Source organism: Bacillus sp. 205(2023) (assembly GCF_037027485.1).
In the GTDB taxonomy this organism is placed as follows: Bacteria; Bacillota; Bacilli; order Bacillales; family Bacillaceae; genus Bacillus; species Bacillus halotolerans.
This window is the reverse complement of the sequence record NZ_JAXCHF010000005.1, coordinates 62,265-82,548: the sequence shown is the minus strand read 5'-3', so window position 1 is coordinate 82,548 and position 20,284 is coordinate 62,265. Positions and strand designations below refer to the sequence as shown.

Below are 20,284 nucleotides of genomic sequence, written 5' to 3'. Positions count from 1 at the left end.
GCAAATTTCTTTCGACCCAGTATGTAAGCTATTTATAAAACCAACGGCTTATTTTCAAAAAATTTTTGTCGTATTTTGTATGATTCTGTAGTCTCCATTATACAGTTATGATACCTTTCCGCATTCGTGAAAGCGTTTAACGCCTCGCCTGTCTTCGATTTTACTCCGCCTCAGTCCCCAATAGCAAAAACAGATAGGAGGAATTTGATGAAAGAACTGATAAAAGAACGCCCGGAAGAAAAGAATCTGGCGTCACAGCTGTATGAATGGGTAGAACATTACCGCCCCTTTGCCGCCAATGGACAAAGCGCAAATTATATCCCCGCGTTAGGAAAAGTTAATGACTCACAGCTCGGCATTTGTATATTGGAGCCTAATGGAGCAATGATACATGCCGGCGATTGGAACGTCCCTTTTACCCTGCAAAGCATTTCAAAAGTCATCAGCTTTATCGCTGCGTGCATGAGCCGCGGCATTCCCTATGTGCTTGACCGCGTCGATGTCGAGCCGACAGGTGACGCCTTTAATTCAATCATCCGTCTTGAAATGCACAAGCCCGGAAAACCGTTTAACCCTATGATTAACGCGGGCGCCATTACAATCGCCTCGCTTCTTCCGGGAGAGACAGCCCGCGATAGGCTGGAGTATCTGTACTCTGTCATTGAAACATTAATAGGGAAACGGCCCAGAATACATGAGGAAGTTTTCCGGTCTGAATGGGAAACCGCCCACCGCAACAGAGCACTGGCTTACTACTTAAAAGAGACAAACTTTTTAGAGGCCGATGTGGAAGAAACGCTGGAGGTTTACCTGAAGCAATGTGCCATGGAAGGCACGACAGAAGACATTGCATTGATCGGCCTGATCCTTGCTCATGACGGTTATCACCCGATTCACCGCCAGCAGGTGATTCCAAAGGATGTGGCAAAGCTCGCCAAGGCTTTAATGCTGACATGCGGCATGTATAACGCCTCCGGAAAATATGCGGCGTTTGTCGGGGTACCGGCCAAAAGCGGTGTCTCCGGCGGCATCATGGCGCTGGTTCCTCCAAGCGCCAGAAGAGAGCAGCCTTTCCAAAACGGATGCGGCATCGGCATTTACGGGCCTGCCATTGATGAATACGGCAACAGCCTGACTGGCGGCATGCTGCTGAAGCACATCGCACAGGAGTGGGAACTCAGCATTTTTTAAAATAAAAAACGAGGTGATTGTATGCAGCAATTCCTAGAACATATCGTCGGTTTCGCTAATGATTTTTTGTGGTCAAAGCTATTAATTGTATTGCTTCTTTCTTTGGGAATCTATTTTACGTTCAGGCTTAAATTTTTGCAGGTTCGCATGCTGAAGGAAATGGTCAGGGTGTTAAAGGAAGGCGCTGCATCCCGGTCGAAAAACAGCATCTCTCCGTTTCAAGCGTTTTGTATCAGCATGGCAGCCCGTGTCGGCACTGGAAACATTACGGGTATTGCCATTGCGATTGCGCTGGGCGGGCCCGGTGCGATTTTCTGGATGTGGATTATTGCCATTATCGGGTCAGCGTCAAGCTTTGTCGAAAGTACACTGGCTCAAATTTATAAGGTGAAAGATGCAAACGGCTTCCGCGGCGGTCCTGCTTATTATATGGAAAAAGGACTGAACAAAAGATGGATGGGCGCCTTGTTCGCCGTTTTAATCACGCTGTCGTTCGGTATCGTCTTTAACTCGGTTCAATCAAATACGGTCAGTCTCGCGTTTGAAAACGCGTTCGGCACAAACCGCCTGACACTTGGACTCATTTTAATTGCTGTGTTTGGAACGATTATCTTTGGCGGAGTCAAACGCATCGCAAAACTGGCTGAATATATTGTTGTTGTTTTGGCTGTCCTGTATATCGGAGTCGCTTTTTTCGTGATTCTCACAAACATCACCCAGCTTCCTGCCGTTTTTGCGCTTATTGTCAAAAACGCGTTTGGATTTGACCAGGCGGCCGGCGGCGCTTTGGGAGCGGCTTTAATGCAAGGTGTCAGACGGGGGATTTTTTCAAACGAAGCGGGAATGGGAAGCGCACCGAATGCCGCTGCCACCGCGACGACAAGCCATCCTGTAAAACAAGGGCTGATCCAGGCATTTGGTGTGCTTACTGATACGCTGGTCATTTGTACAAGCACGGCCTTTATCATCCTGTTTTCAGACGCCTATCATACACCGGGACTGAGCGGAATCGCCTTAACTCAAGCCTCTCTCAGCTCCCATATCGGACCATGGGCGTCAGGCTTTCTCGCCATCCTGATCCTCTTATTTGGATTCTGTGCCTTGATCGGCAACTATTATTACGGCGAAACCAATATCGGCTTTTTGAACAAAAGCAAAAAACTGATCTTCGTTTACCGCATCGGCGTGCTAGCAATGATCGTGTTTGGCTGTGTAGCCAAGGTGCAGCTTGTATGGGATTTGGCCGATTTGTTTATGGGCTTGATGGTCGTCGTCAACTTAATCGCCATTTTCTTATTGTCGAAGGTGGTTTTTGCGGCTCTCAAGGACTATACCCAGCAGAAAAAAGCTGGCAAAGATCCCGTTTTTTATAAAAATGTCATAAAAGATCATGAGCGGATTGAATGCTGGGAGCTTTCAGAAACGCCTGCTGATCCTCATAACAAACAAATATCATAACGCAGAAGGTGTTCAGATCAATGGAATCTGAACACCTTTTATCTTTCGGTTGATTGACAAACATCAAGACGTCCTTTACCATTTTCATATCTTTTCAAAAAATCAGAAAGAAGGAACGGAACAGCCTATGAATCCAATTCAGCATCTATTAGATACATACCCGCTTATCGTGTTAGACGGCGCGATGGCAACCGAGCTTGAACGCAAAGGCTGCGACTTGAATGACAGTCTCTGGTCGGCAAAAATTCTGATGGAGCAGCCGGACCTGATTAAACAAGTTCATACTGATTATTTTGCGGCAGGCGCCGACTGTGCGATCACCGCCAGCTATCAGTCTACGTTTGAAGGCTTTGCCGCACGCGGGCTCAGCGAAGCGGAAGCCCGCCGGCTTATCCAGATGTCCGTCAGCATCGCGGCCGAAGCCCGTGATGAATTTTGGGCACAGAAAGGTAACCGCTTGAATCGGCCAAAACCGATCGTTGCGGCCTCTGTCGGCCCGTATGGCGCCTATCTTGCGGATGGCTCTGAGTATCGCGGAAACTACGGAATCTCTGAGGATGAGCTGGCTGAATTTCATCGCCCCCGTATGAAAGCCCTGATTGACGCCGGTGCGGATGTTTTGGCATGTGAAACGATTCCATGTCTTACTGAGGCAAAAGCAATTGTCCGTCTGCTGAAGGAATTTCCTGAAACATATGCGTGGTTCAGCTTCAGCGCGAAAGACGGTCTGCATATCAGTGACGGAACCCCTGCCGCTGAATGCGCGTCATGGCTTGATCAGCACAGCCAAGCGGCGGCGGTCGGGATCAACTGCACTCCGCTTCAGCATATCCCTTCATTGATTGCTGAGCTAAAGAAGAACACTTCTAAACCGATTATCGTCTATCCGAATTCAGGCGAACAGTATGATCCGGACACCAAAACGTGGAACGGCGCAGCATGCGGCGAGCCTTACGGACAAAGCGCCCGCATCTGGTATGAAAACGGAGCAAAGCTGATTGGCGGCTGCTGCCGGACAAAACCGGAGGATATTAAAGAAATCGCCGGCTGGGCCCGGACTTTAAAAACCACTTGACTTATCGGAATAGTTTGTATATTCTAACCTAAAAGCCGGCTTGCCGGAATCTCGTGTCACCCGCTGACATGAGATTTTTTATTAGGAAGCCATCAAATCGCCGTATAGAAAGTTGGAAAAAGATGAAATCCGCTCACAACAAGAATGAGACAAACTTTCAGAGAAGTATGAAAAGCAGACACCTCTTTATGCTTTCATTAGGAGGCGTCATCGGAACCGGCCTGTTCTTAAGCTCAGGCTATACCATACAGCAAGCAGGCCCTGCCGGAACCATCCTTGCGTACTTAGTCGGCGCGGGAATTGTCTATTTGGTCATGCTGTGCCTTGGCGAATTGTCTGTAGCCATGCCAGTGACAGGCGCGTTTCATACCTATGCAGCAACATACATAGGGCCGGGCACAGGTTTTACGGTCGCCTGGCTGTACTGGCTCACATGGGCCGTTGCATTGGGATCTGAATTTACAGCGGCAGGCCTGCTAATGCAGCGCTGGTTCCCCGATACGTCTGTTTGGATGTGGAGCGCCGTTTTTGCTTTGTTGATTTTCTTGCTCAACGCGTTTTCAGTTAAGTTTTTCGCAGAATCAGAGTTTTGGTTTTCCAGCATTAAAGTATTAGCCATCGTATTATTTATTCTTTTAGGCGGCGCCGCTATGTTCGGCATCATCCCGATCAAAGACGGGGGCGCCGCTCCGATGCTGTCAAACTTCACAGCGGAAGGCGGGCTCTTTCCGAATGGATTTGTCCCCATTTTCATGACCATGCTGTCTGTCAACTTTGCCTTCTCGGGAACTGAGCTGATCGGAATTGCCGCGGGTGAAAGCGTCGATCCCGACAAGACCATACCAAAAGCGATTAAAACAACGGTCTGGCGTCTCTCACTCTTTTTTATCGGAACCATTTTTGTACTCTCAGGGCTGATTCCGATTCAAGAAGCGGGCGTTATCAAAAGCCCATTCGTTGCAGTCTTTGACAGAGTCGGTGTACCATACGCAGCTGACATCATGAACTTTGTCATTCTGACAGCCATCCTGTCAGCCGCTAATTCCGGCCTTTACGCTTCGTCCCGTATGCTTTGGTCACTGTCAAAAGAACAGACGCTTCACCCAACATTTGCAAAGCTGACATCAAAGGGAATCCCGCTAAACGCGCTGGTGTTCAGCATGATTGGCGGCATCCTGTCATTACTGTCCAGCGTATTTGCGCCAGACACGGTGTACGTTATACTCGTGTCGATTTCCGGCTTTGCCGTCGTTGTCGTTTGGATGGGCATCGCCGCTTCTCAATTCATGTTCAGAAAACGTTATCTGGAAGCGGGAAACAAGGTCACAGATTTGAAATACCGAACGCCTTGGTACCCATTTGTGCCGATTGCCGCATTTCTTTTATGTCTGGCATCCGTGATTGGCATTGCCTTTGATCCGAATCAAAGAATCGCATTATATTGCGGTGTGCCGTTTATGGCCATCTGCTATGCGGTGTATTACACGAAAAACCGCAAAAGCCGTCCGGCCGCTGATATGACCCATTCAAAATAAAAGAACCTGCCCCAAGGCAGGTTCTTTTTTTATCCTCATACTTCCACTGTCCAACGAAACGGATCTTTCACTTTTCCAAGCTGAATATCGGTTATCGTTTGATACAGCTTTTTTGAGATTTCTCCTATTTGCCTGTCGTTCACAATCACCGTTCTTCCATGAATATTGAGTTCGCCGACAGGCGTAACAACTGCAGCCGTACCTGTGCCGAATACCTCTGTCAATTCTCCTCGTGCGGAGGCTGCATAGATATCATCGATCGATATCCTTTCTTCCCGGACCGGGATGCCCCAGCTTCGGATCAGCTCAATAGCAGAAGCTCGTGTAATCCCGCTCAAAATACTTCCGCTTAATGCAGGAGTCACAACTTCTCCATTTATGACGAAAAAGATATTCATACTCCCTACTTCTTCCGCGTATTTCTTTTCAATGGCATCCAGCCACAGCACCTGATCATAGCCTAATTCATTCGCCTTCTGCTGCGCCTGAAGACTCGCCGCGTAATTTCCTGACGTCTTGGCATTTCCGACTCCGCCATTAACTGCCCGCACAAACTCATCTTCCACATAGATGTTAATCGGCTGCAGCTGATCGCCATAGTAAGAGCCGACAGGCGAAAGCACGATCATAAATGTATAGTTTTTTGACGCCTTTACACCGAGACTCGGTTCAGTGGCAATAACAAACGGACGAATATACAGCGACGTTCCCTTTTCCCTCGGAACCCACTCTTTTTCCAGCTCGACCAATTGCGTCAGTGCCTCCAGCACCAGCTCTTCGTCTAAAGGAGGCATACTCATTCGCTGACATGATCTGTTCAGCCTTTTAATATTTTGCTCCGGCCTGAACAGCAGCACCCTGCCATCTTCAGTTCTGTATGCTTTCAAACCTTCAAAAACAGCCTGGCCGTAATGGAAAACAGAAGAGGACGGATCGAGCATAATCGGTGCATAAGGAGTAAGTCTTGGACGATGCCAGCCCTTTTCCTCCTCATAATCCATCACAAACATATAATCTGTAAAGTATTTGCCGAACCCTAAGGATGAAGGGTCTGGTTTTTCCTTCTTTGATGTGATTTTCTCTCGTTCAATAAGCTTGTTCACTGATAAGCACACCTTTCTAGATGAATTTGTTTAAATTTTCTGTCAATTTTGAGCTGCAAATCGGTAATGCCTTTCTTTTTTACAGGCGGTTTTCCGTTCTCATTTGATATAAGAGGGCTCAAATACAAATGTCAGAATATTCTTTATCGTCTTCGGCTATTATACACTACATTTAGTGTAAGATGAAGGTGAAGTTATAGAAAAAACAGCCAGAGATTTTTCCGGCTGTTTTCGTTAAACTGCTAAAAACAAAATGACAGCATGACCAATCAGCAGAATATAAACCGCGATCCCTAACTGCCAGTTGACCTTCCGCGCCAATGCAAAAACAATCATCAAGGCCGGCAAAAATAGCTGTTCCAGCCAGCTTGTTGACCGTCAAATCCGGGCTGTTCGTTACATCATAATGAATCGGCATATCTGCCGGAAGAAAAGGATAAAACACCATAGAGAGTATGACAGCCGCAAAGACAGACCCCCACACCACTTTCTCATTCATCAATAGAAACATAGAACCAGTCCTCCTCATCACTTCCTAAAACAATAAAGCGTTTTCTTTATCTCCCATTGCTTTACGATTGATATGACTGTTCTACGGTGAATTTCGTTCGGTCTCCTCGTGTAATAATTTGTGCATATTCTACTACTTCTTCATTTTTGTCATAGGTGAGGGATTCCGATAAAAACGCAGGCGCTCCAACATTGGTTAACAGGTGCCCGCTGATCGTTTCATCCGTTAAAATCGGTTCGATCGATTCCGTCCCCCTGCTGATTTCGATATTGTATTTTGTTCTTAATAATTCAAACAGAGATCCGGTGCACTCTTCCTGCACCAGCCCCGGTGCCGCTTTCCAAGGTATATATGAGGTATGGTATTGCAAAGGTTCACCCTCGGCGTATCTGACTCTGACAAGCTTGTTGACAGGCTCATTCTCTTTCATTTTCAGCAGCTCGGCTATGGAATGATCGGCAGGGATCACCACAAGTTCAAGCACTTTTGACTCAGAACGCAGCCCCCTCATTTGTTCTGCAAAACTCGTAATCTTATGCGGAATCGGCGTTTGGATTTTAGCTGCCGATACAAATGTTCCTTTTCCCTGGATTCTCTGAATATATCCTTCAAGCTCAAGCTGCTGCAAAGCCAGCCTTACAGTTGTTCTGCTGACATCATATTGCTCGCAAAACTCGCTCTCTGTCGGCAGCTGATCATTCGCCTGATATTTGCCCGACTTGATTAATTCAATGATTTTAAATTTGATAACAGAATATAAAGCTGCCATTTCATCCTCCCCATTCTGTATGTAAACCGATCTTTTTGAATGAAACCATAATACCATCTGCTTTCCTATTTTGAAAGATTTGTACTTCCTTTTATAACAAATTTTCAGAAAATAACGTTGACAATTTTATGGCGATGGTGCTAAATTCGTAATGACAAATATCATAAATTGATCATAACAAATATGATGCTTGTCTATTTCATTGAGGGGGTGTCAGATGAAGATCATCGTTGCTGATCATTATGAAGATCTCTGTAAGTTAAGCGCTAACATGATTAAGGAATATGTACAGGCAAAGAAAGATGCCGTTCTTGGCCTGGCTACCGGCAGCACGCCGATCGGCTTGTACAAACAGCTCATTTCAGACTATCAGGCAGGCGAAATTGATTTTTCAAAGGTTATAACATTTAATTTGGATGAATACGCAGGCCTGTCTCCATCTCATCCACAAAGTTATAACAAATTTATGCACGAGCATCTTTTTCAGCATATCAATGTTCAGCCTGACCATATTCATATCCCGCAAGGAGACAATCCCCAGCTTGAGGCTGAGTGCAAAGTGTATGAGGAACTTATCCGCCAGGCGGGAGGCATTGATGTGCAAATCCTTGGCATCGGCTCGAATGGCCATATTGGCTTTAATGAACCCGGCTCTGATTTTGAGGACCGGACACGAATCGTCAGGCTGTCTGAAAGCACGATACAGGCAAATGCCAGATTTTTCGGCGGCGATCCTGTACTTGTGCCGAGGCTTGCCGTTTCAATGGGCATCAAAACGATCATGGAATTCAGTAAACACATTGTGTTATTAGCAAATGGCGAGGAAAAAGCGGACGCGATCCAAAAAATGGCTGAAGGCCCTGTGACGCCGGACGTACCGGCCTCAATTCTTCAAAAACACAATCATGTAACCGTTATCGCCGATCAAAAAGCAGCTCAAAAACTGAAGAACTTATCATCCTTATAAAACAAATAGAAGGAGACTGTTATGTTTAAAAAGGCATTTCAAATTATGCAACAGCTCGGCCGCGCTTTGATGACTCCGGTTGCCGTCCTGCCGGCAGCCGGTCTGCTGCTCCGTTTCGGTGACAAGGATTTACTTAACATTCCTATTATAAAGGATGCGGGCGGCGTTGTATTCGATAACCTGCCGCTGATTTTTGCCGTAGGTGTCGCAATTGGTTTAGCTGGCGGCGAAGGAGTGGCCGGACTTGCCGCTGTCATCGGATACTTGATTTTAACCGTCACGCTGGATAACATGGGAAAATTACTCGGCCTTCAGCCTCCTTATGAAGGGGCCGAGCATCTGATTGATATGGGGGTATTCGGCGGCATTATCATCGGGCTGCTTGCCGCATATTTGTACAAGCGTTTTTCATCAATAGAGCTGCATCCCGTCCTTGGATTTTTCTCAGGAAAACGATTTGTCCCGATTATTACTTCGGTCAGTTCATTGGTCATCGGTGTTATTTTCTCATTTGTTTGGCCGCTAATTCAAAACGGAATAAACGCCGCCAGCAGCTTAATTGCCGATTCAACGGTCGGCCTGTTCTTTTATGCGACAATCTATCGCTTACTGATTCCTTTTGGACTGCATCATATTTTTTATACACCTTTCTATTTTATGATGGGCGAATACACAGATCCATCAACAGGCAATACCGTAACCGGCGATCTGACAAGGTTTTTCGCCGGAGACCCGACTGCGGGACGTTTTATGATGGGCGATTTCCCTTACATGATTTTCTGTCTGCCGGCAATCGCGCTTGCCATCATCCATACCGCGCGGCCCGAAAAAAAGAAAATGATTTCCGGCGTCATGATTTCAGCAGCGCTTACGTCTATGCTCACTGGAATTACAGAGCCAGTTGAATTTGCTTTTTTGTTCGTCGCGCCTGTGCTTTATTTAATAAACTCTATTCTTGCCGGTGTCATCTTTGTCGTGTGTGATCTGTTCCATGTCCGTCACGGCTACACCTTCTCCGGCGGCGGAATTGACTATGTGCTGAATTACGGGCTTTCGACAAACGGCTGGGTCGTCATTCCTGTCGGGATCGTCTTCGCCTTCATTTATTACTATTTGTTCCGTTATGCGATTTTGAAATGGAATCTGAAAACACCCGGCCGTGAAGCCGATGAAGATGATCAAAGTGAAGCCAAATCTCCTGTTTCAAAAGACCAGCTCGCCTTCCACGTATTGCAGGCGCTGGGCGGCCAGCAAAATATCGCCAACCTCGACGCATGTATTACAAGGCTGCGTGTCACCGTTCATCAGCCAAGCCAAGTAAACAAAGACGAACTAAAGCAGCTTGGGGCGGTAGGTGTGTTAGAAGTCAACAACAACTTCCAAGCGATTTTCGGCACAAAGTCAGATGCTTTAAAAGATGATATCAAAACGATTATAGCTGGAGGTGTCCCGGCTGCCGCCGCGGCGCTTGATGCTGAAGCCGAGACCCAGCAGGAGCCTCCTGCCGAAGAGTCTTTTATATATCCGGTACAAGGAGAAAAACGCTCCCTATCCGACGTGCCTGACCAAGTATTTTCAGAAAAAATGATGGGTGAGGGTTTTGCGATTGATCCAACAGAAGGAAAAGTCGTTGCCCCCGCTGACGGCGAGATTGTATCGATATTTCCGACAAAGCACGCCATTGGCTTTACAAGCGCTGGCGGCACGGAAATGTTGATTCATGTCGGCATTGATACGGTGAAGCTGAACGGAGAAGGCTTTGAAGCTCATGTCACGAGCGGCCAAACCGTCAAACAAGGCGAACTGCTTCTAACCTTTGATCTGAATTACATTAAGCAGCATGCTGCTTCCGCCATAACGCCTATTATTTTCACAAATGTATCTGAGGAACAAATGAACCGTATGAACATGAAGTAAAAAAGTCCCCCTGACGCGGGGGACTTTTTATCCAACATAATGAAAGCGCTATCAAAATAAATTTTTAAAAAAGGGGTTTGCATTTGATTCACGAATGGTATGAATAAGCCTCATCATATCATTCTAAAGGGGGATTCATTTGAAAAAATTTATCGCGTTTCAAATTTTAATCGCATTGGCTATCGGCGCAGTAATCGGCCACTTTTTTCCTGATTTCGGAATGGCGCTCAGGCCTGTCGGTGACGGATTTATCCGCTTGATTAAAATGATTGTCGTGCCGATTGTATTTTCTACCATTGTCATCGGAGCTGCTGGAAGCGGAAGTATGAAAAAGATGGGCAGCCTCGGCGTAAAGACCATTATCTGGTTTGAAGTGATCACCACTTTGGTGCTGGGCCTGGGACTTTTATTGGCAAATGTCTTAAAACCGGGCGTCGGGCTGGATCTTTCTCACTTAGCGAAAAAAGATATTCATGAACTTTCCGGCTATACAGAGAAAGTCGTGGATATCAAACAAATGATCCTCGATATTATCCCGACAAACATTATTGATGTCATGGCCAGAAACGATTTACTCGCTGTCATTTTCTTTGCGATTTTATTCGGTGTCGCCGCCGCTGGCATTGGCAAAGCCTCTGAACCAGTGATGAATTTTTTTGAATCGGTCGCTCAGATTATGTTTAAACTGACGCAAATCGTCATGGTGACCGCTCCTATCGGCGTGCTTGCCCTAATGGCCGCCTCTGTAGGCCAATATGGCATCGAACTCCTCCTCCCCATGTTTAAATTGGTCGGTACTGTTTTTCTCGGTCTGTTTCTGATCCTCTTTGTCCTCTTTCCGCTTGTTGGTCTCATCTTTCACATTAAGTATTTTGAAGTGCTGAAAATGATATGGGATCTGTTTCTGATTGCGTTTTCTACAACCAGCACCGAAACCGTTCTTCCTCAGCTTATGGATCGAATGGAGAAATACGGCTGTCCGAAGCGGGTGGTATCATTTGTCGTTCCTTCCGGCTTATCGCTGAATTGTGACGGATCAAGCCTATACTTATCGGTTTCCTGTATATTCTTGGCACAGGCCTTCAATGTAGACATGACGCTGTCACAGCAGCTTCTCATGATGCTTGTGCTTGTCATGACCAGCAAAGGCATCGCCGCTGTTCCGTCGGGCTCCCTTGTCGTTCTTTTGGCGACTGCAAACGCTGTGGGGCTGCCTGCCGAAGGCGTCGCCATTATTGCAGGCGTGGACCGCATCATGGATATGGCCCGAACAGGTGTGAATGTACCGGGACACGCGGTCGCCTGCATCGTGGTTTCTAAATGGGAAAAGGCCTTCCGCCAAAAAGAATGGGCCGCCGCAAACGGACAAACGGAAAGCATGTAAAAAAAGAACACCTCTCTGCATGAGAGGTGTTCTTTCCATATTATTCAGCAGCAGCGTGCTCTTCTTTTTCAATCGCTGCAAGTCTGGCGCTAACTTCTTCCGCCGTCATATTGTGTTCTTGTACATATAAGTTTCTTGGGTTCGTGCGGCATTCGTGGCTGCAGCTGCGCATATATTTGTATTCATTTTCCGGTGTGCATATGATTTTCTTATTGCATGATGGATTTGCACAGTTGACATACCGTTCACACGGTTCACCTGTAAAGTAGTCTTTTCCGACAATGACATGCTCGACACGGTTGACCGGCACGCTGATTCTTTCATCGAATACGTAGCATTGGCCGTCCCAAAGCTTTCCTTGCACCTCAGGATCTTTTCCGTATGTGACGATTCCGCCGTCAAGCTGTGATACATCTTCAAAGCCTTGCTTCATCAGCCAGCCTGAGAATTTTTCACAGCGCACGCCGCCCGTGCAGTATGTCAAAATCTTTTTGCCTTCAAGCATCTCTTTATTTTCTTCGATCCATTCTGGCAATTCACGGAACGCCTCGATGTCAGGACGGACAGCTCCTCTAAAATGGCCGAGATCATATTCATAATCATTACGCGCATCAAGGACGACTGTATCAGGATCCTGCATCTTTTCAAAGAATTCTTTAGGCTTCAAATGCTTTCCTGTTGTTTCATTCGGATTGACATCATCCTCAAGGCGAAGCGTCACAAGCTCTTTTTTATGACGGACGAACATTTTCTTGAACGCATGATTTTCTTCTTCATCAATCTTGAACACCATATCCGCAAAACGAGGATCAGCTTTCATCGCTTGCATATATTGTTCAGTCTGCTCAAACGTACCTGATACCGTACCGTTAATTCCTTCAGCTGATACAAGAATACGGCCTAACAAACCAAGCTCCTTACAAAAAGCCAGATGCTGCTCTCTAAACACCTCCGGCTCTTCAATCGGAACATATTTATAGTAAAGTAATACTCTGTATTGTTTTTCCATGATATAAACACCCTGTTCAATGATATAGTTAGTTGTTATGCACACTCTTACTATATCATACAGGAAAACACCTCAAAGATGAACACATCCGCCCAGACTGATAAAAATATCCAAACTCTTACAAACCCAGGAGGCTAGCGGGTTTGCGGAAAAACAATAGTATTTTCCATTCATTTACTAATAAAATTGCATGTATTTTTCAGATAACTACACTTATAATTCTTCCTCAAACGATAAATTAACAGGCTCATCTAAAAGCTCTCCCGGCATTTCAAGATTTGTTGAAGGAACGCTCTCGTCTACCTCTTCAAAAACAACATGATCCAGCCACACTTGGCCTGGTCCCGATAGCTGAACGCCGAATGAAATGACAGCACTATTTTCAGGAACATCTAAAACAACAGCGTAATGATTCCAATTGGTTGTTCCTGTAATTGGCCTGTTGCTCATATTATCAAATTGAAGAACATCTTCAGCCGCACTGTCAACCCGCATCCAAAGCGATGCGAAATGCTTTACGCCTTTTGTTTTGATAAAACTTGATAGACGCAATCTTTTCCCGAGATAATGATCCGCCTTAAATTGCTGCATCATTGTCGCAAATTCCCCGATGTCATGCACCATTGTTGATTTTAAATACCCCGACGCCTTGCCCTGATGCACATTTTCCCGATCAACCCCCATTTCAAATTGAAATGGATGACTGCCGCTTAATACCCAGCCCTTCATTTTTTTCTCCATCCAAGATTCCTCCTTTTTTACAGTTAAACGTTTCATAAATGTTCGATATGCTCCCGGCGGCATGTGATACATTTTTTTAAATGCCCGAGTAAACGCCTCTTGAGATTCAAACTGATAATGCAAGGCAATGTCGATAATGCGAACATCTGTATAAAGCAAAGCAGCTGCTGCATTCGCAAGACGTCTTAAACGAATATAAGAAGCAACCGACATGCCAACTTCTTTTTGAAAAATCCGATGAAAATGAAATTTAGAAAAGCCTGAAACGCTTACAATATCCTTGCCAGATATCGGCTCATGCAAATGTGATTCAAGCCAATCAATGGTTTGCTGAACAGCTTTTTCATAATACATGGAACACTTTAATCTCCTTTCTGTTTCAGAATAAAAGATCCCGACTTAAATGTTTTGATTATTTTTGCGATATGTAAAAATCCCCTGTGTGTTTACACAGGGGATCTTTTCCTCACTTTATAATAACAGAAGGCGTTATATGCTCCAGCCAAATCACACCGTCATATTGTTCCTTCAGTATCATTTGCTCCTCCTTGAAACCCCAATACAGCGCTGTACGCGGCGTATACATCCATGAAGTTCCTTTGCTTTTTTTGGTATGGAGAAAATCAACAAAGACCGATGGATGGTTCGCAGCTTTCAGCAAGTCTTCAAGACTTCCAGCCGGCGGCGGGCTTGTTACCGGATTAACGGTCTTATTATCGGAGCTATCCAGACTGGCTCCAGAGTACGCATAGATTCCAATGGTATAGGTCTGTTTTTTCAGCCGCTCAGGCAAATAATCACCCATGTTAGGTCCGTTTAGCTGTACCCAATCCTTTATCATTTTGGTATTCTGTTTGCGAAGATGGTAATTGTGCCCCCAGACGATGATCTTCTTTTTTGGATAAAGCGTTTCTGCAACCCACTGAAATTGTTCGGCCATCATGCGGTCTCTCATAAAGAATGAAAAATCCTCCATATTCTCCGGATAATCCATTAGCTTTTCTTTCATTTCTTCCAGCATGTATGTTTCCATTACGTCAATTCTCAACTGAAGGGAATGCACAAAGATCTCATAAGCTTTCGGCTCTTTCGGAAGGTGCGCTTTTAGCGTTGAAGCATGTGTGTCAGCGAACTTGATAAGCTCCCGGTAGTTTGTTACAAGCGCTTCCTTCTTTTGCGTAAATTCTTCCATCGTTTTGCTGTTTGACACTAAGCTGAAAAAATCATTTTCTGATTGAGAAAGCAGCTCGGCTTTTTCAGGGTCCGCTGCCTTTACCCATTGATTCGCAGCACCGGCAAATGAATTCCTCAGGCTTTGAATATCAAATCCAGTGAGAATAAGCGGATCGCCTTTCTCTTTTTGCGCTTTCATATAATCAAACAGTTCAACCACATCTTCTGTGTGCCATACGGGGTAAATGGATTGTTTCATCATGCTCTTCGGGGTTAATTGATCCATGTGAAGGTAGGATGCATTTGCTTCGGGAAAGCCAGACTCAAAGGCCAGTACATCATATCCCAGTTCTTCGTGGAGGTATTTGATCATGCGGACCTTTGTTGCATTCATCTCACCTGAGCCATGTGTGGTTTCTCCTAACTGGACGATTCGTTTTCCTTTCAGCACTTTCTTCAGAAATCGAAGATCTTTGTTTGAAGCATCGGAAGAATCCAGTGGATGGGCATTCCGTTCAATCCAGCGATCCCAATGTTTTTCTTCAGAAGCAGCACGGGCGGGCGCCGCAAAAGAAGAAAACGCCAGACAGACGATCAGCAGCGGCAAAGTCATTTTTACTAACTTATGTTTCAATTCTATCTCTCCTTTTCTGCTAGGTTCTCTAGTAGTTACGAGATAGTTATAGAAAAAGTTTCCTTTTCAGTTATAAAAAAAAAAGCTTCTGCTGATAGAAGCCGTTTTTTTAAGAGCCTTTCATTGCCTGATGAAAATAAAACCGATACGTATTTCTCAAAAACGTTTCAACCGGAAGCTGCACATCCGATTGGTATTTGCTGATGATGAATGGAAACCGCTCCAATCCTTTTTGGCGCAAATCGTTCACTTGCTCTGCATCAGTTGCCGCCTCTTGCAGAACTGTTTCCACAATCGGCCAGCATGCTTCCTGCACCTTGTGAAGAGCCGCTCCATCTCCGGTTTGCTGATAATGTGTGATCCAGCTGACGATTTGTTTTTCCAACACTCTCACCTTTCTTCAAAAAAAGAGGCGCCGCTTCCATTTGCGAGCTCCTCTTCTTTACTCTCCATAACCTATCAGTTGCCCGACTTGGACTTCTTGGCCTTCTGTTACATCAGCAGACGGCCGGAACGCGTCTTTTTCAAAGATTAAAATGACGGTTGAACCAAATGAAAAGTACCCCAGCTCCTCGCCGATCTTCAATTGATCACCTGTGCTGGTCTGCACGATTGAGTTAATATTCATCGCGCCGACAGGAATCATCAGCACGTTTCGATTGCCGCTATTCAACTCATAAACAACTCGGTAATTTTTCGACAGTACATCTTTTCCGTATTTTAATCCTAACTGATTCACCGGGTATGAACGGTTTCCGAGTTCAGCCAGCTTTTGATATGTGCAGCTGATCGGGGAATGAAAACGGTGGTAATGCCGCGGGCTTAAATAAAGCACGACGAAATATCCGCCGTTGTATTGATGATCAGCGCTTTTACAGCCGGTCAATTCAGCAAATGAGTAGTCTTTTCCCTTTACCGTAAAGGTTTGATTCGGGTTGATCGTCCCTATCGTCTGAACGACACCGTCAACGGGGCTGACCACAGCATGCGCCTCTTTTGAAACAGGGCGCCGCTCCAAATTAATATTCCGAATAAACAATTCGGAAAGCGAACCGTAATCAGCTGCCGTTCCGTCTACATCATTCCAGTTAATTTGAAAGTGTTTAGAGAAGAGCGGAATGACCGGCTTACTGATTTTCGATTCGCAAAATCCTTTGATCAGGCAGGATGATAATCGATGGTTCGTCAGTTCTATCAATGATCGGTACAGAATCTTTACAGCCGTATTAAACATGAATAATCCCTATAACCCTTCCGATTGTAATAAAAATAAAGCACCACAAAAAGGCGCCGATCGCTGCATACGCGATATACGTTTTCAGCTCCATTTTGCCGATTCCCGAAAAATAACACGTCACATGCCGGACGCCTGGAATAAAATAACCTAATATAAGAGAATACGGTCCGTATTTCTTCATCCATTTTTCTACTTTCAGCATTCGCTTTTCTTTCAAACCGACCCATTTGCCATACTTATCAATAAACGGACGCCCGGCTTTTCTGCCGATCATGTAGCTGATCATCATCCCTAACAGGGCTCCGACAAAGCTGATAAAAATGGCAAGCTCATAATTCAGCACATCAATGTGCGTAAAATAACCGACGATTGTCATCATGACTTCGTCGGGTATCGGCAATCCAATAATTCCAAGAACAAGCATCAAAAAAATAGCGAGATAACCATAATCCGCTATCAGCTGCTGCACTAATTCCATCTTTCGGACTCCAGATTTTCTGCTGCGTGTTTTTTAAAATGAGGAAATTTCACTTTGCTCACCATTAAATAAGACAGCCCGCATGTGCCGAGCGCCAGCAGAATCGGGTTATTCACAAAGCATAAAATGACGAGACACATTGCCGCAAATGGAATCGGCATTCCGATAAACGTCGGAAGCTTGCTTTGTTCAACATTAAATTTAGAGAGCCGAAGCATTCCGCAAATACTGTAAGCCAGCGCGCATAGTATCCCGATAAACGGCAGGGCATATAAAGCGACACTGTAGGCGAGCATGGATGGCGCCACGCCAAATGTAACCAGATCCGCAAATGAATCCAGTTCTCTCCCCATATCAGATACAGCATTCAGCTTCCGCGCAGCCATTCCATCGAAGAAATCGAGAAACATGCCGGTAAAAATGAAAATCACTGCTGAATGGATGTTGTGAAATATTAAGGAATGAACCGCCAAAAGCCCGCAAATAAAGTTTCCTATCGTAATCATACTGGGTATATAATTCACAGTGTAACCAAACCTCCAATTGAAAAAACCTTATATCAACACGACGTTGTATATCGAATCAGCGTTACAGGAAAAATCTCTCTATTAAGCATGATAACATAGACTGCCAGAAAAAAAGCAGCACTCAAATTCTATTATTATACAACATTTGTTACCTTTTGAACAATGAATGCCAGTCTTTTCAATTTATGTACTCATTTCATTTTCGCCTAAAAATGACATTACACGTTTATTGACATAGTCCGGCTGCTCCAGAGGTAACAGGTGTCCCGCGTTCTTGACCATTTCCGTCTGAATCCCCGCGACTAATACAGAAGCTCTTTCTAAAGCCATTTGCTGATGGTACATCACTTCATGCTCGCCGAACATCAGCAGTATCGGAACCGTGATTGACTTTAACTCCGCGTCTGTGAACACGTAGGGAAAGCCATTTTCTTTCGGTGTCAGGCTTCTTTTCTCATCCTGCCACTTGACTCCAGCCTTGATCTGCTTTTGCAGCTTGGGATGAAGCTGATAGCGGCCGGCCGTCAGCCACTTGATGTAAGCATCAGCCCCGTTCGGCTCACTAAGGCCTGCGGCATATTTATAGACATCCGGATGAAATGATATAAACGCTTCAGCAGGACTGATGACCACTGCCCTCTCCACTCTTTCAGGCATATCAAGCAGAAAATTTACTGTATGAAGCCCGCCAAGGGAAAATCCGGCCAGATGTGCGGTCTTAAGTCCAAGGGAATCAAAAACGTCTTTCAGCCAATGAACGCAATCAGCTCTCGTATCCAGAGAGGCTGATGGTATACTTTTATTTTTGTCTCCTATTATATCGACTGCATATGTACGATATTGACCGCTCCACTCGGCGATATTCGGATACCACATGACAGAGCTGAAGAGCCCTCCGTGAAGCAGTACGAGCGAAGGTGCGTCCTTTGGCCCACTTGCCATGATATGTGTTTTTCCGAAACGAGTAGAAACATAGAAAGCTTCCGAATCAATCGGCCACAAAGAAAGGCTTTCATCATAAGCCTGGTAAAAGCATGTACCGCCTTCAGCCGCGGCAAGCTGCATCGAATCCTGTTTCATCTTTTTCTTTTTCCTCCGACTTTCATTTATATATAGAGAAAGGAGACTGCCCTTTCTTGTAAGAAAAAATACCCATTCTTATTATCTCATATAACAATTTTCCAGTATATAGTTTGATCATATACGAAGATCAATAAAAAAAAGACGCTCTTCCTAAACTTGAAGGAAAACCGTCTATTCTTTAAAGACTAATGGAATAACCTTATCTTTTTTGTCCTTTGTTAATGACACTTGATGTGTCACAGACGTTTCGTTCTTCGTTAAGGCAATGGAGTATTCGCCCTTTTTCCCGGTATCCCATGTGATGTCTCCGTTTTTGTCTGTCAAACCGAGAATCTCACCGATCTCTGTATTCGGCTCCTGATCTGATGCCGGCGCTTTGACAATCGTCACTTGAACGCCTTCCATCGGTAACCCGGCATCGTCTTCCACATGAAGGGTCACAGGGATCGTTGTTTCTTTCTGAGCAGAATCTGAATGCGCCTGAGAGCTGCATCCGCATAAAAACAAAATAGAAATGAAAACGGCCAGTTTGCCGTATTTATTGCTTTGCCCAATATTGAATATTGTTGAATACATCATTCGTCACCCTTGTTCCCAAGTTATATGACGATCCTCCGTTGGTATGGATTGCAATGGCCGTCTGCCCCGTATCACTGTAATTGCGGTAAACAGGCGAGCCGCTTTGGCAGCCGTACGTATCAGTTGTATAGGTCAGCTTATACGTTTCCGCAGAGCGAATCGGCTTTGTATCAGACCACATGGTGCCGAAAGTCTTGTCACACGGATATCCTGTAACTGATGTAGAAAGGCCGACGGGGCTGCTGCTGTTTGTTGTTCTATAGCCATACCAGCCAACCGTGTTGCCAGGAGAACCATTTAGTTTTATTGCACCGTAATCATAATTGGTATCTTTGCTTTCCGTCCATCCTTTAACGGAGTAAAACATCGTGCCGGAATAAGTGCCGTATGGATACGATGAACCATTGCGGCCCGGCGCAGCAGTTATCGAAGAAGCCCACCCGTGATCCTGGCTGTACACACAATGTCCGGCCGTTACCACAGTATTCGGGTTCACTAAAAAGCCTGTGCATCCATAAGTGCTTGAAGTATTGGGATATTTGATTGATAGCTGAACCGTTGCTCTGTAAGGGAAAGACGTAGTGCCTGAGATTCTGACGCGTTCATCAGATCCAATTACACTTGAAGGCTTTAAGGATTTAATGTTTTTTTCTGATTCTATGAGCTCGTGTAATGTTTTGCTTGTTTTTCCGGTTCCTTCATAAGGATCAGAAACCAATTCCGCTTTCGACGTCTGGTTATTGCTGACTTCAGCTTCCTTTCCCGTATTGGAGACAGAGGTTTGCGGGTTCTCCGCCGCTTCTGCCGGCGTTCCGAAAGATACCGCCGCTGCCGTTGCCAAACACAAAATCATAAACCCTGCAAAGCATTTTTTTCTGAATCTTGAGACTACTCTCATTTTAGTCATCCCCCT

19 protein-coding genes and 1 pseudogene are annotated in these 20,284 nt (G+C 45.3%); 7 read left to right on the top strand and 13 right to left on the bottom strand.

What is annotated here, in order from left to right; all coding sequences use genetic code 11:
- Positions 1-207 precede the first annotated feature (207 nt).
- The 4 genes from WA325_RS13850 to mmuP all read left to right on the top strand — a co-directional run bounded on the left by WA325_RS13850 (position 208) and on the right by mmuP (position 5,259).
- Positions 208-1,191, top strand: a complete 984-nt coding sequence (locus tag WA325_RS13850; protein WP_024120081.1) for a glutaminase — start codon at positions 208-210, stop codon at positions 1,189-1,191.
- 21 nt (positions 1,192-1,212) lie between these two features.
- Positions 1,213-2,649 carry an alanine/glycine:cation symporter family protein gene (locus WA325_RS13845; protein ID WP_336183802.1) on the top strand — a complete coding sequence of 479 codons (1,437 nt, stop codon included), beginning with the start codon at positions 1,213-1,215 and terminating at the stop codon, positions 2,647-2,649.
- A gap of 127 nt (positions 2,650-2,776) precedes the next feature.
- Positions 2,777-3,724 (top strand): homocysteine S-methyltransferase, encoded by a 948-nt coding sequence (gene mmuM / locus WA325_RS13840; protein WP_105991865.1) that lies wholly within the window; start codon positions 2,777-2,779, stop codon positions 3,722-3,724.
- A gap of 122 nt (positions 3,725-3,846) precedes the next feature.
- Positions 3,847-5,259, top strand: a complete 1,413-nt coding sequence (gene mmuP, locus WA325_RS13835; protein WP_101860213.1) for an S-methylmethionine permease — start codon at positions 3,847-3,849, stop codon at positions 5,257-5,259.
- A 35-nt stretch (positions 5,260-5,294) separates the two neighbouring features.
- Here the strand turns inward: mmuP and WA325_RS13830 are convergent, their stop codons facing one another.
- The 3 genes and pseudogenes from WA325_RS13830 to gamR form a co-directional block, all read right to left on the bottom strand.
- Entirely contained in the window at positions 5,295-6,362 is a 1,068-nt protein-coding gene (locus tag WA325_RS13830; RefSeq protein ID WP_105955423.1) for a branched-chain amino acid aminotransferase, read from the bottom strand.
- A gap of 234 nt (positions 6,363-6,596) precedes the next feature.
- A pseudogene (locus tag WA325_RS13825) lies at positions 6,597-6,873 on the bottom strand (DUF1648 domain-containing protein).
- Positions 6,874-6,934: 61 nt separating this feature from the next.
- Entirely contained in the window at positions 6,935-7,642 is a 708-nt protein-coding gene (gene gamR / locus WA325_RS13820; protein WP_010332873.1) for a transcriptional regulator GamR, read from the bottom strand.
- 217 nt (positions 7,643-7,859) lie between these two features.
- Between gamR and nagB the strand changes: the two genes are divergently transcribed.
- The 3 genes from nagB to gltP all read left to right on the top strand — a co-directional run bounded on the left by nagB (position 7,860) and on the right by gltP (position 11,910).
- Complete coding sequence (nagB, locus tag WA325_RS13815) at positions 7,860-8,609, top strand: glucosamine-6-phosphate deaminase (RefSeq protein WP_202852405.1); 750 nt, start codon at positions 7,860-7,862, stop codon at positions 8,607-8,609.
- A 21-nt stretch (positions 8,610-8,630) separates the two neighbouring features.
- The gene (ptsG, locus tag WA325_RS13810) at positions 8,631-10,526 is read left to right on the top strand and encodes a glucose-specific PTS transporter subunit IIBC (protein ID WP_336183801.1); all 1,896 of its coding nucleotides are present in this window, start codon (positions 8,631-8,633) and stop codon (positions 10,524-10,526) included.
- Between the two features lie 139 nt (positions 10,527-10,665).
- Positions 10,666-11,910, top strand: a complete 1,245-nt coding sequence (gene gltP, locus WA325_RS13805; RefSeq protein ID WP_024120072.1) for a glutamate-aspartate/proton symporter GltP — start codon at positions 10,666-10,668, stop codon at positions 11,908-11,910.
- A 40-nt stretch (positions 11,911-11,950) separates the two neighbouring features.
- Here the strand turns inward: gltP and trhO are convergent, their stop codons facing one another.
- From trhO to WA325_RS13755, 10 genes are all read right to left on the bottom strand, one after another.
- On the bottom strand, positions 11,951-12,919 hold the full coding sequence (gene trhO / locus WA325_RS13800) for an oxygen-dependent tRNA uridine(34) hydroxylase TrhO (protein ID WP_105955625.1): 969 nt from the start codon (positions 12,917-12,919) through the stop codon (positions 11,951-11,953).
- 213 nt (positions 12,920-13,132) lie between these two features.
- Entirely contained in the window at positions 13,133-14,014 is an 882-nt protein-coding gene (locus WA325_RS13795; protein WP_336183800.1) for an AraC family transcriptional regulator, read from the bottom strand.
- 112 nt (positions 14,015-14,126) lie between these two features.
- A complete protein-coding gene (locus WA325_RS13790; RefSeq protein ID WP_415859195.1) occupies positions 14,127-15,446 on the bottom strand; it encodes an erythromycin esterase family protein in 1,320 nt (439 codons plus the stop codon).
- A gap of 130 nt (positions 15,447-15,576) precedes the next feature.
- Entirely contained in the window at positions 15,577-15,852 is a 276-nt protein-coding gene (locus WA325_RS13785) for a hypothetical protein (RefSeq protein ID WP_024120068.1), read from the bottom strand.
- 57 nt (positions 15,853-15,909) lie between these two features.
- A complete protein-coding gene (locus WA325_RS13780) occupies positions 15,910-16,701 on the bottom strand; it encodes a phosphatidylserine decarboxylase (RefSeq protein WP_202852403.1) in 792 nt (263 codons plus the stop codon).
- Entirely contained in the window at positions 16,694-17,182 is a 489-nt protein-coding gene (locus WA325_RS13775; RefSeq protein ID WP_024120066.1) for a DedA family protein, read from the bottom strand. Before WA325_RS13775 ends, WA325_RS13780 begins: the two co-directional genes overlap by 8 nt.
- Positions 17,173-17,706 (bottom strand): CDP-diacylglycerol--serine O-phosphatidyltransferase, encoded by a 534-nt coding sequence (gene pssA / locus WA325_RS13770; RefSeq protein WP_024120065.1) that lies wholly within the window; start codon positions 17,704-17,706, stop codon positions 17,173-17,175. The genes WA325_RS13775 and pssA overlap by 10 nt, the downstream gene beginning before the upstream one ends.
- Before the next feature lie 186 nt (positions 17,707-17,892).
- Positions 17,893-18,789 carry an alpha/beta fold hydrolase gene (locus WA325_RS13765; protein WP_010332862.1) on the bottom strand — a complete coding sequence of 299 codons (897 nt, stop codon included), beginning with the start codon at positions 18,787-18,789 and terminating at the stop codon, positions 17,893-17,895.
- Between the two features lie 174 nt (positions 18,790-18,963).
- Complete coding sequence (locus WA325_RS13760) at positions 18,964-19,368, bottom strand: DUF2606 family protein (protein WP_326324326.1); 405 nt, start codon at positions 19,366-19,368, stop codon at positions 18,964-18,966.
- On the bottom strand, positions 19,331-20,269 hold the full coding sequence (locus tag WA325_RS13755) for a trypsin-like serine peptidase (RefSeq protein ID WP_326324246.1): 939 nt from the start codon (positions 20,267-20,269) through the stop codon (positions 19,331-19,333). Before WA325_RS13755 ends, WA325_RS13760 begins: the two co-directional genes overlap by 38 nt.
- Positions 20,270-20,284 lie beyond the last annotated feature (15 nt).